Source organism: Mycolicibacterium palauense (assembly GCF_002592005.1).
Lineage (GTDB): Bacteria > Actinomycetota > Actinomycetes > Mycobacteriales > Mycobacteriaceae > Mycobacterium > Mycobacterium palauense.
Window position 1 is genome coordinate 23,509 of the sequence record NZ_NVQF01000002.1, and the last position, 12,630, is coordinate 36,138.

Here is a 12,630-nt window from a genome sequence, read left to right on the forward strand (position 1 = left end):
CGTCATCCGGCGGCCGGCCTGTCCGGCTTCTCGCTGCCGACGACCCACATCGAGTAGTACTGCGAGCCGCCCCCGTAGGCGTGGCCCAGCGCCTTGTGTGCCCCCGGCACCTGGTGCTCGCCGGCCTTGCCCATCACCTGGATGGCCGACTCGGCGAACCGGATCATGCCCGAGGCGCCGATGGGGTTCGACGACAGCACGCCGCCGGACGGGTTGAACGGGATGCGGCCCCCGATGGCGGTCTCGCCGGCCTCGGTGAGCTTCCAGCCCTCGCCCTCGGGCGCGAAGCCCAGGTTCTCCAGCCACATCGGCTCGAACCAGGAGAACGGGACGTAGACCTCGGCGACGTCGATCTCGTCGATGGGGCTCGTGATACCCGCCGCCTTCCACAGCGCCGCGGCGGCGTCCCGGCCGGCCTGCGGGTTGACCTGGTCGCGCCCGGAGTAGGCCAGCGGTTCGGTGCGCAGCGCGGTGGCGTGCACCCAGGCCACCGGGTGTCCGTCGGCGACCCGGGCGTCGGCGGCGGCCTCGTCGCCGAACACCATCGCGCACGCGCCGTCGGAGGACGGGCAGGTCTCGTCGAAGCGGATCGGGTCCCACAGCATCTGGGAGGCCATCACCTTCTCCAGCGTGATGTCGGCCTGTTGCAGGTGCGCCAGCGGGTTCCTGGCGCCGTTGAGACGGTCCTTGACCGCGACCATGGCCCCGATGTGGGTCGGCGCGCCGGAGCGGCGGATGTAGGCGCGCACGTGCGGGGCGAAGTAGCCCCCGGCGCCGGCCCCCACCGGCTTGGTGAACGGGACCGGGATCGACAGCGCCCACATGGCGTTGGATTCGGACTGCTTCTCCCAGGCCATCGCCAGCACCCGGCGGTATCTGCCCGACTGCACCAGGCTGGCGGCGACGATCGCCGTCGAGCCGCCCACCGATCCGGCGGTGTGCACCCGGATCAGCGGTTTGCCGGTGGCGCCGACCGCGTCGGCCATGAACAGCTCCGGCATCATGACGCCCTCGAAGAAGTCGGGGGCCTTGCCGACGACGACGGCGTCGATGTCGTCGAAGGTCGCACCGGAGTCCGCCAGTGCCCTGTCGATCGCCTCACGGACCAGACCGTTCATCGACACATCGGTCCGCTTGGACACGTACTTCGTCTGCCCGGTGCCCAGCACCGCCGCCAGGTTCTTCGTCACGTCAGCTGTTCCCTTCGAGGACCGCGACCAGGTTCTGTTGCAGGGCCGGACCGCTGGTGGCGTGGGCGAGCACCCGCTGGGCCGAGCCGGAGAAGATGTGCCGGGCGGCGAACCCGATGCGCTCCAGGCCGGCCGCGAACATCGGGTTGGCGGCCAGCGCGCCGCCGGAGGGGTTGACCTTCGTCGTGTCCGGCAGCCCGATCGCCTCGGTCAGGATCAGCTGTTGGTGGGTGAACGGGGCGCACAGCTCGGCGATCTCGATCGACCCGGCGTCCCCGCCGGTGGCCACCGCGGCCACCGCGGCCGTCGACGGCGACGTCGTCAGGTCCCGGGCCCCGAGGACCGGGGTTTCGATCCGGTGCTCGATCCCGGCGATCCAGGCCGGGTTCTCGCGCAGTTCCCGCGCCCGGTCCGCGGAGGCCAGCACGATCGCGGCCGCCCCGTCGGTGATGGGCGCAATGTCGTGGCGGCGCAGCGGATCGGCGAAGAACGGCCGCGCCAGCAGCTCGTCGATGCTCTTCGCGGGCTTCTCGCTGTCGGTGCGTCCCCCCGCGGCGAACGAGTCCAACGCGACCTGGGCCATCTGCTCGTCGGTCCAGGTGCCGGCGTCCAGCCCCATCCGGGCCTGCAGCCCCGCCATCGACACCGAGTCCGGCCACAGGGGCGCGACGGTGTAGGGGTCGGTCTGCAGGGCCAGTACCCGGCGCAGGACCCCGGCGCTGGACTTGCCGAACCCGTAGACCAGCGCGGTGTCCACCTCACCGGTCAGGATCTTGATGTAGGCCTCGTACAGGGCCCAGGCGGCGTCCATCTCCACGTGCGATTCGTTGATCGGGGGCACCGCCCCGATCGAGTCGATGGCCGAGATGAACGAGAACGCGCGGCCGGCCAGGTAGTCCGACGAGCCCGAGCACCAGAACCCGATATCGCGCTGGGAGATGCCGAGTTCGTCGTAGAGCTCGCCGAAGCACGGCATCAGCATCTCGACGCCGTTGGTGGTGCCGTCGGTGCGCCGCACATGGGGTGCGTGCGCGAATCCGACCACCGCCACTTCGTGATCAGTCATCGCTTGGTTCCTTGTTCGGTCGGTGCGGGTCGGTGCGGGTCGGTGCTCAGAGATTCGGTGCTCAGAGGTGGTGCCGGTAGGTCTCGTAGTCGGCGTCGGGTTCGCCGGTCGGCCGGAAGTGGTCGATGTTGTCGATCCCCAGCCCCCACTCCTCGCGGGGTTTCCACACCGCCTCGACCCGCATGCCCATGCGCACCTCGCTGGCCTCGATCTCGGTGACCAGGTGCAGGAACGGGATGTCGGCGCCGTCGAGCAGCACGTAGGCCGCCACGTACGGCGGCTTGATCCGCTGCCCGGCGAACGGGATGTTGATGATCGCGAACGTCGTCACCGTGCCCTTGTCGGACAGCTCGACGAACTGGTCGAGCTCGCGCCCCGTCGCCGGGTCGGCCTCCTTGGGAGGGAAGTAGACCTTGCCGTCGTCGCCGGTGCGGGCGCCCAGCAGCACGCCGCGCTCCAGCGCGCGCAGGAACGCGCTCTCGGGCTGGGAGGCGGTGTGCTGGATCTCGATGGCGGTGGGCACCACCAGCATCGTCACCGGGTCACGCTGGTCGGCGGTGTCAGCGGTGTCGGCGGTGTCGGTGGCCGGCTCGGGCTGCTCCCCCGGCACGAAGTGGGCGATGTCGGTGATCGCCCCGACGGGCTCGTCGACCCAGTGCACGTGCACCCGGCTCCCGGTGGCGATCCGGTCGGCCGAACCGCAGTCGACGGCGTGCAGCATCGCCGTGTCGGCGCCGTCGAGTTTGATCAGCGCCCAGGCGAACGGGCGATCCAGCGGCTGGCCCTCCAGCGGCTCGGGCTGCCAGGTCCACGACACCACCGTTCCGACGCTGGCCACCGGCACCACCTCCGTCAGCGGGGCATAGGTGACGGGGTCATACTCGGCGGGTGGGACGAACACCCGGCCGTCGGAACCTCGGGTCCCGACGATGCGGCGCTCGCGCAGTGCCGTGAAGAACTGGCTGAGGATCGGCCCGACCGAACGGGTGTAGTCGAAGGACAGTTGCAACGGTGCGGACAGCGGCGGCTCATGGTCCACGATCTGCGCCGGGCTGCTCTGGCTGGCGGTCACAGCATCGAGTAGAACAGGTTCTAAGAACGGTTTCAAGAACGGGTCGGGTCGGCCCGGTGCGGACATGCGAGAGAGAGGTCGATTCCCGATGAAGCTTGGACTCCAGCTGGGTTACTGGGGTGCGCAGCCACCCACCAACCACGGCGAACTGGTCGCCGCCGCCGAGCAGGCGGGCTTCGACACGGTGTTCACCGCGGAGGCCTGGGGATCCGACGCCTACACGCCGCTGGCCTGGTGGGGCCGGGAGACGACCCGGATGCGGCTGGGTACGTCGGTGATCCAGCTGTCGGCCCGCACCCCGACGGCGTGCGCGATGGCCGCTCTGACCCTGGACCACCTCTCCGGGGGGCGCCACATCCTCGGGCTCGGGGTCTCGGGCCCGCAGGTGGTGGAGGGGTGGTACGGGCAGCGCTTTCCCAAGCCGCTGGCCCGCACCCGGGAGTACATCGACATCATCCGCCAGGTGTGGGCGCGTGAGGCGCCGGTGACCAGCCCCGGCCCGCACTACCCGCTGCCGTTGTCGGGGGAGGGCACCACCGGGCTGGGCAAGGCGCTCAAGCCGATCACCCATCCGCGCCGCGCCGACATCCCGATCATGCTCGGCGCGGAGGGGCCCAAGAACGTGGCCCTGGCCGCCGAGATCTGTGACGGCTGGCTGCCGATCTTCTACAGCCCGCGCCTGGCGCCGATGTACAACGAGTGGCTCGATGAGGGATTCTCCCGTCCGGGGGCCAGGCGCTCCCGGGAGGACTTCGAGATCTGTGCGACCGCGCAGGTCGTCGTCACCGATGACCGGCCTGCGGTGCTGGAGCTCATCAAGCCGCATCTGGCGCTCTACATGGGGGGGATGGGAGCCGAGGGCACCAACTTCCACGCCGACGTCTACCGCCGCATGGGTTACGCCGAGGTGGTCGACGACGTCACCAGGTTGTTCCGCTCGGGGACCGAGGACGGAAAAGAGCAGGCGGCCAAGGTGATCCCCGACGAGCTGGTCGACGACGCGGCCATCGTCGGAGACATCGACTTCGTGCGCAAGCAGATCGCGGCCTGGGAGGCCGCCGGCGTCACGATGATGGTGGTCGGCGCCCGGTCCACCGAGCAGATCCGCGACCTGGTCGACCTGGTGTAGTCGATCTGGTACACCCGGCTCGGTGTAGTCGGCAGTAGACACTTGTTGCACTCTGTCTAGAACGCGTTCTAGATTGGCGTGATGACCGACACAGGGCCGGGCGCCGCCGTCAGCACGCACACCATCGCGGGCACCGTGCTCACCATGCCGGTGCGGATCCGCACCGCCGACACCCATGTCGCGATGTTCTCGGTGCCCGCGCCGGCCGCCCAGCGCATGATCGACTACAGCGGACTGCGGGTCTGCGAGTACCTGCCCGGCCGCGCGGTGACCATGCTGATGCTCGTCCGCTACGTCGACGGTGACCTCGGCCGGTACCACGAGTTCGGCACCGCGGTGATGGTCAACCCCCCCGGACGTCCGGCACCCTCGGGCCTGGCGGGCCTGCGGGCGCTCGGCGCCGCCGCCGCCTTCATCCACCACCTCCCGGTCAACCAGTCCTTCACGCTGGAGGCCGGCCGGCGCATCTGGGGATTCCCGAAGATCATGGCCGACTTCACCGTCCGGGAGAGCCCGAAGTTCGACTTCGAGGTGGCCGAGGACGGCCGGATGATCGCCGGCATCGAGTTCGGTGCGGGGCTGCCGGTCCCCTCGGCGTTGACCGCCCGGCCCCAGGTGCTGACCACCTACAGCTGCCTGGACGGTGTGACGCGTGAGATTCCCTGGGAGATGAGGAATTCCGGAATGCGGGTGCGCGCGGGTGGGGCCAGGCTGCGGCTGGGCGACCACCCCTACGCCGATGAACTGCGAGCCCTCGGTTTGCCCAAACGCGCCCTGGTGAGCCAGTCCTCTGCCAATGTCGAGATGACGTTCGGCGACGCCCACGACGTCACCACGTGATCGACCGATCACACAACTCAACCGGGAGCAGCCCCAGCCCATGACCGCCACGACGCTTGACGTAGACCTCGCCGACGGCAACTTCTACGCCGACGGCAACGCCCGCGAGGCCTACCGGTGGATGCGCGCCAACCAGCCCGTCTTCCGGGACCGCAACGGTCTGGCCGCGGCCACCACCTACCAGGCGGTCCTGGATGCCGAGCGCAATCCGGAGGTGTTCTCCAGCACCGGCGGTATCCGCCCCGACACGCCGGGAATGCCGTACATGATCGACATGGACGATCCGGCACACCTGTTGCGGCGCAAGCTGGTCAACGCCGGATTCACCCGCAAGCGCGTCATGGACAAGGTGGGATCGATCGGCCGGTTGTGCGACACCCTCATCGACGGGGTGATCGAACGTGGCGAGTGTGACTACGTACGCCACATCGCCGCTCCGCTGCCGATGGCGGTGATCGGCGACATGCTCGGCGTACTGCCGGAGCAGCGCGAGATGCTGCTCACCTGGTCGGATGACCTGGTCTGTGGCCTCAGCTCGCATCTGGACGAGACCGCGATGCAGAAGGTGATGGACACCTTCGCCGCCTACACCGCCTTCTCCATGGAGATGATCACCAAGCGGCGCGCCGAGCCGACCGACGACCTGTTCTCGATTCTGGTCAACGCCGAGGTCGAGGGTCAGCGGATGTCCGACGACGAGATCGTCATGGAGACCCTGCTGATCCTCATCGGCGGCGACGAGACCACCCGGCACACGCTGTCCGGCGGTACCGAGCAGTTGCTGCGCCACCGCGACCAGTGGGAGCGGGTGGTCGCCGACCCCGCGCTGCTGCCGGCGGCCATCGAGGAGATGCTGCGCTGGACCTCACCGGTGAAGAACATGTGCCGCACGCTGACCCGCGACATCGAGTTCCACGGCACCGAGCTGAGGGCCGGCGAGAAGATCATGCTGATGTTCGAGTCGGCCAACTTCGACGAGAGCGTCTTCGAGGACCCGGACGGTTTCAACATCGACCGGAACCCGAACAGTCACCTGGCGTTCGGGTTCGGCACGCATTTCTGCATGGGCAATCAGCTGGCCCGGCTGGAACTCAAACTGATGCTCTCGCGGGTGGTCGAGCGGATGCCGGATCTGCGCCTGGCCGACGAGAGCCGGCTGCCGCTGCGCCCCGCCAACTTCGTCAGCGGGCTGGAGCAGATGCCGGTCGTGTTCACCCCGGGCCCCAGGCTGCTCGGCTGAGGTACCGCCCACGAGCGTGCGACTTCATACGGAAAAGCCGCTCTGGCCGTATCAACCCGCACAGTCGATGCGACTCACCACGTTCTCGGACAGCCGCGGGCGATGAGCGCGGCGCCGACCCGTTCGAAGAACGCCGCCCGGCGGCTGCGCAGGATGCCACTGGTGACCCTGACATCGATCCAGCCCAGTTCGGGCAGTCTGGCGTACCGTTCCACGTCGCGGTCCCGTTGTTTCGAATCGGTCCAGTGGTGGGCGCCGTCGAAGTCCACTCCCACGCGGTACTCGCGCCAGCCCATGTCGATGCGGGCGAAGACCACACCGTCGTCGTCGACCACGTCGATCTGCGTTTCGGGCTTCGGAAACCCATGTTCCACCAACAGAATGCGGGTCAACGACTCGTAGGGTGATTCGGCGCCGCCGTCGACGAGGCGCAGGGTTTCGCGCAGGTGACGCGAGCCGCGAGCACCACGATGTGTCGCAGCGATGTGGGCGATGGCCGCCGCGTCGACGCCGGTGGCGTTCATCAGCGCGTCCACCCGCTGGACACCGGCAACCAGGGGCAGTCGTCGGCCCAGGTCGAAGGCGGTGCGTGCCGGCGTGGTCACGCACATTCCCGAGGCGAGCCGGGTCTCCCCGGATGCCGGCGTATCGCTGTGGACCGTGATGCCGCGCGGGGGCCGCCGATTCGTGTGGATGAGCTCCGCGCAGAGGTCGGCGTCGATCCACCTGGCGCCGAGGATGGCCGACGCCGACAGTCCCGCCAACACGCCGCGACGCTGTGACCACAGCCAGGCCGCGCGGGCGCGCAGGCGGGCGGTCATTTCGAGGTCGCGGGCCATCCACACGCCGGGGTAGACCGCGGTGTGCAGGCGGCGCAACTCCCGATACGTCAGGGCGCCCGCGTCAAGGGCCTCCGTCGCGCGGAACGGCCCGCCGAGACGAGGCATGCCAGCACGGTGCCAGCCCTCGCCCGCCAGGCCCGACGGCGATCCACAGGCGCTCCCGAGGGTGCGGTTCCGTACGCACGTGGCGGTCCTCGCGTACCGATCCGCACTTTCGGCGGGCGGAGACGGGCCGTTGCCGGCTACTTCATCTGGAAGTTGGGCGTGCGCTTCTCCTTGAACGCCCGCGGACCCTCCTTGGCGTCCTCGGACAGGAACACCGAGATCCCGATCTGGGTGTCGATCTTGAACGCGTCGTTCTCGTGCATTCCTTCGGTCTCGCGGATCGAGCGCAGGATCGCCTGCACCGCCAGCGGGCCGTTGTTGTTGATCACCTCGGCGATCGCCAGGGCCTTGTCCAGCGCCGTGCCGTCGGGAACGACGTAGCCGATCAGCCCGTAGTCCAGGGCTTCGGTGGCGGTGATGTGCCGCCCGGTCAGCAGCAGGTCACAGGCGATCGTGTAGGGGATCTGGCGCACCAGTCGCACCGCGGAGCCGCCCATCGGGTACAGGCTCCACTTCGCCTCGGAGATGCCGAACTTGGCGCTCTCTCCGGCGATGCGGATGTCGGTGCCCTGCAGGATCTCGGTGCCGCCGGCGATCGCGGGGCCCTCCACGGCGGCGATCAGCGGTTTGGTCAGGCGACGGCCCTTGAGCAGCCCGTCGATGCGCGAGGGGTCGTAGCTGCCGTCGGCGAACGAGTCCCCCGGCGGCTTCTTGGTCGCGGCCTTGAGGTCCATGCCCGCGCAGAAGTACCCGCCCGCGCCGGTGAGGATGCAGCTGCGGATCTCCGGATCGTTGTCGACGCGGTCCCAGGCCTCGACCATGATCGAGAGCATCTCAGTGGACAGCGCGTTGCGGGCCTCGGGCCGGTTCAGCGTGACGATCAGGGTGTGTCCGCGCTGTTCAACGAGGGCGTCGGGACCTTTGTCGGGCTCGCTCACCGGTGTCCACCTTTCTGCGCCGAGGCATGGAACTTGTCACGAAATGTAACACGTTCTAGTTTAGGGGCCATGGCCCTCAACATCGCCGATCTCGCCGAGCATGCCATTGACGCCGTGCCTGACCGCGTCGCCCTCATCTGTGGCGCAGAGGAGTTGACCTACGCCGGACTGGAGGAGAAGGCCAACCGGCTGGCGCACTACCTCCAGGCCCGGGGCGTCAAGAAGGACGACAAGGTGGGCATCTACTGCCGCAACCGGATCGAGACGGTCGTGGCGATGCTGGGCATCATCAAGGCCGGCGCCATTCTGGTGAACGTCAACTTCCGCTATGTCGAGGGCGAGTTGCGCTACCTGTTCGACAACTCCGACATGGTCGCCCTGATCCACGAGCGCCGCTACAGCGACAAGGTGGCCAACGTGCTGCCCGACACCCCGAAGGTCGAGACCGTGCTGGTCATCGAGGACGGATCCGACCTCGACTACGGCGCCTACGGCGGCGTGGCGTTCGAGGAGGCCCTCGCGCAGGGCTCGCCGGTGCGGGACTTCGGCCCCCGCAGCGAGGACGACATCTATCTGCTCTACACCGGCGGCACGACCGGGTTCCCCAAGGGCGTGATGTGGCGCCACGAGGACATCTATCGGGTGCTTCTCGGTGGAATCGACTACGCCACCGGAGAATACGTCGAGGGCGAGTACACCCTGGCCGAGCAGGCCGCCGCCGGCCCGCCGATGGTGCGGTTCCCGATCCCGCCGATGATCCACGGCGCGTCGCAGTCGGCCACCTGGATGGCGCTGTTCTCCGGTGGAACCGTCGTGCTCGCACCGGAATTCGACGCCGAGGAGGTCTGGCGCACGGTCAACGACCGCAAGGTCAACCTGCTGTTCTTCACCGGCGACGCGATGGGCCGGCCGCTGCTGGACGCGCTGCTCAAGGTCGAATCCGAGTATGACCTGTCCTCGCTGTTCCTGCTGGCCAGCACCGCGGCACTGTTCTCGCCCAGCATCAAGGAGAAGTTCCTCGAACTGCTGCCCAACCGGGTGATCACCGACTCGATCGGCTCCTCGGAGACCGGGTTCGGCGGCACCAGCATCGTGGCCAAGGGCGGATCGAACACCGGCGGCCCCCGGGTGTCCATCGACAAGAACACCGTCGTCCTCGACGACGACGGCAACGAGGTGGTCCCCGGTTCCGGGGTGCGCGGAATCATCGCCAAGCGCGGTCACCTGCCGGTGGGCTACTACAAGGACGAGAAGAAGACCGCCGAGACCTTCCGCACCATCAACGGCGTGCGCTACGCCATCCCCGGCGACTACGCCGAGGTGGAGGCCGACGGCACGGTCACCATGCTGGGCCGGGGATCGGTGTCGATCAACACCGGCGGTGAGAAGGTCTACCCCGAAGAGGTCGAGGCCGCGCTCAAGGGCCACCCCGACGTGTTCGACGCCCTGGTTGTCGGCGTGCCCGACGAACGCTACGGACAGCACGTGGCCGCCGTGGTGCAGGGGCGCGAAGGCGTGCGGCCCACGCTGGCCGACCTCGACGCCCACGTGCGCACCCAGATCGCCGGGTACAAGGTGCCGCGCAGCCTCTGGATCGTCGACGAGGTGAGGCGTTCCCCGGCCGGCAAGCCCGACTACCGCTGGGCCAAGGAGCAGACCGAGGCACGCCCCGCCGACGAGGTGCATTCCAGTCACCGGGCGGCCCAGGGAGTGCAGGCCTGATGCGCACCGAGCTGTGCGACCGGTTCGGGATCGACTACCCGATCTTCGTGTTCACCCCGTCGGAGAAGGTGGCCGCCGCGGTCAGCCGCGCCGGCGGGCTCGGTGTGCTGGGCTGCGTGCGGTTCAACCATCCAGACGATCTCGAGAACGTGCTGTGCTGGATGGACGAGAACACCGGCGGTAAGCCCTACGGGGTCGACGTGGTGATGCCCGCCAAGATCCCCACCGAGGGCACCTCGGTCGACATCGACAAGCTGATCCCCCAACCGCACCGCGATTTCGTCGCCAAGACCCTGGCCGATCTCGGCGTGCCGCCGCTGCCCGAGGACGAGCAGCGCTCCGAAGGGGTGCTGGGGTGGCTGCACTCGGTGGCCCGCAGCCACGTCGAGGTCGCCCTGAAACATCCGATCAAGCTGATCGCCAACGCGCTGGGCTCTCCGCCCAGGGATGTGATCGACCAGGTGCACGCCGCGGGCGTGCCGGTCGCCGCACTGGCCGGATCGGCCACCCATGCCCGACGACATGTCGACAACGGCGTCGACATCGTCGTCGCCCAGGGCCACGAGGCCGGCGGGCACACCGGCGAGATCGGGTCGATGGTGCTGTGGCCGGAGATCGTCGACGCGGTCGGCGAGACCCCGGTGCTGGCCGCCGGCGGCATCGGCACCGGCCGCCAGGTCGCCGCCGCGCTGGCGCTCGGCGCGCAGGGTGTCTGGATGGGTTCGGCCTTCCTCACCGCCGCCGAGTACGACCTGGGTGTCCGCACCGCCGAGGGGACCTCGGTGGTCCAGCAGGCGATGCTGGCCGCGACCTCGGGTGACACCGTTCGGCGGCGCATCTACACCGGAAAGCCGGCCCGGCTGCTCAAGAGCCGCTGGACCGATGCCTGGGACGCGCCCGAGGCGCCCGAGCCGCTGCCGATGCCGCTGCAGAACATCCTCGTCAGCGAGGCCCATCAGCGGATGAGCGAATCCGGCGATCCGACCGCGGTGGCGATGCCCGTCGGCCAGATCGTCGGCAGGATGAACGAGATCCGCCCCGTCGCCGACATCATCGGCGAACTGGTCGCCGGGTTCGAGGCCGCCACCGCGCGGCTCGACGCCATCCGCGACCGCTGAGCGTCCCGCCTGGGACCGTCGGCGCGGTTTAAGGGCCGGGCGGAACCGACTCGAGGGACGTAAGGCCCTGGTCGGAGCCGGGGCGTTGCCCATAGCGTGTGCCTGTATGGCAGGGCCAGAAAGCCACGACCCCGGCCGCAGGCCGGCGGGAGCGTCGGGTCCGCTCGCGGCGGGCCTCGCTCCGTTCGGCCACGTCGTCGGGCCCTTCGCCCGGGCCGGCCGGTTCTATGCGCAGACCTGGACGCGCTATCTCGGCGGTGAGTCCACCGACCTTCCGGTCGTGCGGCCGTCGCCGGTGCTGGCCGCGCACGCGTTGTTGGACGAGGTCGTCGTCACCGCGTTCCGGGCGTTCCGGGGGTTTCCCGAACAAGAGGTGTTCGATCGGGTCGACCGCGAAGTCGCCGCGGCGATCGAGTTCTACGGGCAGAACGGCTGGCTGGATCATCCCGAGACGTTCTTCCCCGAGCCCCCGCCGCTGGACGAGGTCAGCACCCGCCGAATCGTGGACGGAAAACGTTCCCACGAGCGAATCTCCTTCGACAGCGGGTACGCCCCCCACCCGGGCGAACCGGGCGCCGAGCGCTGGCAGGGCTACACCTCCAACCAGCGTGAGTACGCGCTGGTCCTGCGCCACGACGAGCCCCGCCCCTGGGTGGTGTGCGTGCACGGCAGCGAGATGGGCCGGGCCACCATCGACCTGCGCCTGTTCCGGGCCTGGCACCTCCATGAGAACCTCGGGCTCAACGTCGCGCTGCCGGTGCTGCCGATGCACGGCCCCCGCAAACGCGGGCTGCCCAAGGGGGTGTCGTTCCCGTCCGAGAACCTCCTGGACAACGCGCACTCCACCGCCCAGTCGGTGTGGGACGTGCGGCGGCTGCTGTCCTGGATCAGGTCGCAGGACCCGGGCGCACCGATCGGGCTGAACAGCATGTCGCTGGGTGCCTACGTCACCTCGCTGGTCGCCAGCCTCGAAGACGGCCTCGCCTGCGCCATCCTCGGTGTCCCGGTGATCGATCTGGTCAAGGTGTTCGAGTACCACGCCGGGTTCGCCGAGGACGACCCGCGCCAGCAACTGCTGGTCCGGGCGGAACCCCTCGGGCGGATGCTCTCACCGCTGTCGCTGAGCCCCCGTGTGCCGATGTCCGGTCGCTTCGTCTACGCGGGGATCGCCGACCACATCGTGCATCCACGGTCACATGCCGTGCGCATCTGGGAGCACTGGGGCCGGCCCGAGATCGTCTGGTACCACGGCGGACACGCGGCCTTCTTCCGCTCCAAGGCGGTGCAGGAGTTCGTCGACTACGCGCTGGTGCAGGCCGGCCTGGTCGATCGGTCCGCCGTCGAGGCCTGAACTGTGGCCTGAGTGGA

At 69.2% G+C, this 12,630-nt stretch carries 11 protein-coding genes; 6 read left to right on the forward strand and 5 right to left on the reverse strand.

Features of this window, described 5'->3' with window-relative positions; genetic code table 11:
- Positions 1-2: 2 nt before the first annotated feature.
- From CSR00_RS01025 to CSR00_RS01035, 3 genes are all read right to left on the reverse strand, one after another.
- On the reverse strand, positions 3-1,190 hold the full coding sequence (locus tag CSR00_RS01025; RefSeq protein WP_099020545.1) for a thiolase family protein: 1,188 nt from the start codon (positions 1,188-1,190) through the stop codon (positions 3-5).
- Position 1,191: 1 nt separating this feature from the next.
- Positions 1,192-2,256 (reverse strand): thiolase family protein, encoded by a 1,065-nt coding sequence (locus tag CSR00_RS01030; protein ID WP_176561851.1) that lies wholly within the window; start codon positions 2,254-2,256, stop codon positions 1,192-1,194.
- A gap of 61 nt (positions 2,257-2,317) precedes the next feature.
- Positions 2,318-3,328 carry a Zn-ribbon domain-containing OB-fold protein gene (locus tag CSR00_RS01035; RefSeq protein WP_099020546.1) on the reverse strand — a complete coding sequence of 337 codons (1,011 nt, stop codon included), beginning with the start codon at positions 3,326-3,328 and terminating at the stop codon, positions 2,318-2,320.
- A gap of 88 nt (positions 3,329-3,416) precedes the next feature.
- Here CSR00_RS01035 and CSR00_RS01040 point away from each other — a divergent pair, with 88 nt between their 5' ends.
- The 3 genes from CSR00_RS01040 (at position 3,417) to CSR00_RS01050 (ending at position 6,537) form a co-directional block, all read left to right on the forward strand.
- Complete coding sequence (locus tag CSR00_RS01040) at positions 3,417-4,457, forward strand: LLM class F420-dependent oxidoreductase (protein ID WP_099020547.1); 1,041 nt, start codon at positions 3,417-3,419, stop codon at positions 4,455-4,457.
- A gap of 81 nt (positions 4,458-4,538) precedes the next feature.
- Positions 4,539-5,297: an acetoacetate decarboxylase family protein gene (locus tag CSR00_RS01045; protein ID WP_099020548.1), complete on the forward strand. Its 759-nt coding sequence runs from the start codon at positions 4,539-4,541 to the stop codon at positions 5,295-5,297.
- A 40-nt stretch (positions 5,298-5,337) separates the two neighbouring features.
- Positions 5,338-6,537: a cytochrome P450 gene (locus CSR00_RS01050; RefSeq protein ID WP_099020549.1), complete on the forward strand. Its 1,200-nt coding sequence runs from the start codon at positions 5,338-5,340 to the stop codon at positions 6,535-6,537.
- Between the two features lie 74 nt (positions 6,538-6,611).
- On the opposite strand, the gene CSR00_RS01055 is transcribed toward CSR00_RS01050, so the two are convergent.
- Positions 6,612-7,484, reverse strand: a complete 873-nt coding sequence (locus CSR00_RS01055) for a type IV toxin-antitoxin system AbiEi family antitoxin (RefSeq protein WP_099020550.1) — start codon at positions 7,482-7,484, stop codon at positions 6,612-6,614.
- 137 nt (positions 7,485-7,621) lie between these two features.
- On the reverse strand, positions 7,622-8,422 hold the full coding sequence (locus CSR00_RS01060) for a crotonase/enoyl-CoA hydratase family protein (protein WP_099020551.1): 801 nt from the start codon (positions 8,420-8,422) through the stop codon (positions 7,622-7,624).
- Positions 8,423-8,491: 69 nt separating this feature from the next.
- Between CSR00_RS01060 and CSR00_RS01065 the strand changes: the two genes are divergently transcribed.
- The 3 genes from CSR00_RS01065 (at position 8,492) to CSR00_RS01075 (ending at position 12,613) form a co-directional block, all read left to right on the forward strand.
- Positions 8,492-10,144 (forward strand): medium/long-chain-fatty-acid--CoA/3-oxocholest-4-en-26-oate--CoA ligase, encoded by a 1,653-nt coding sequence (locus CSR00_RS01065; RefSeq protein WP_099020552.1) that lies wholly within the window; start codon positions 8,492-8,494, stop codon positions 10,142-10,144.
- Complete coding sequence (locus CSR00_RS01070) at positions 10,144-11,262, forward strand: NAD(P)H-dependent flavin oxidoreductase (RefSeq protein ID WP_099020553.1); 1,119 nt, start codon at positions 10,144-10,146, stop codon at positions 11,260-11,262. Before CSR00_RS01065 ends, CSR00_RS01070 begins: the two co-directional genes overlap by 1 nt.
- Positions 11,263-11,368: 106 nt before the next feature.
- Complete coding sequence (locus CSR00_RS01075) at positions 11,369-12,613, forward strand: alpha/beta hydrolase family protein (protein WP_099020554.1); 1,245 nt, start codon at positions 11,369-11,371, stop codon at positions 12,611-12,613.
- The last annotated feature ends 17 nt before the right edge of the window (positions 12,614-12,630 follow it).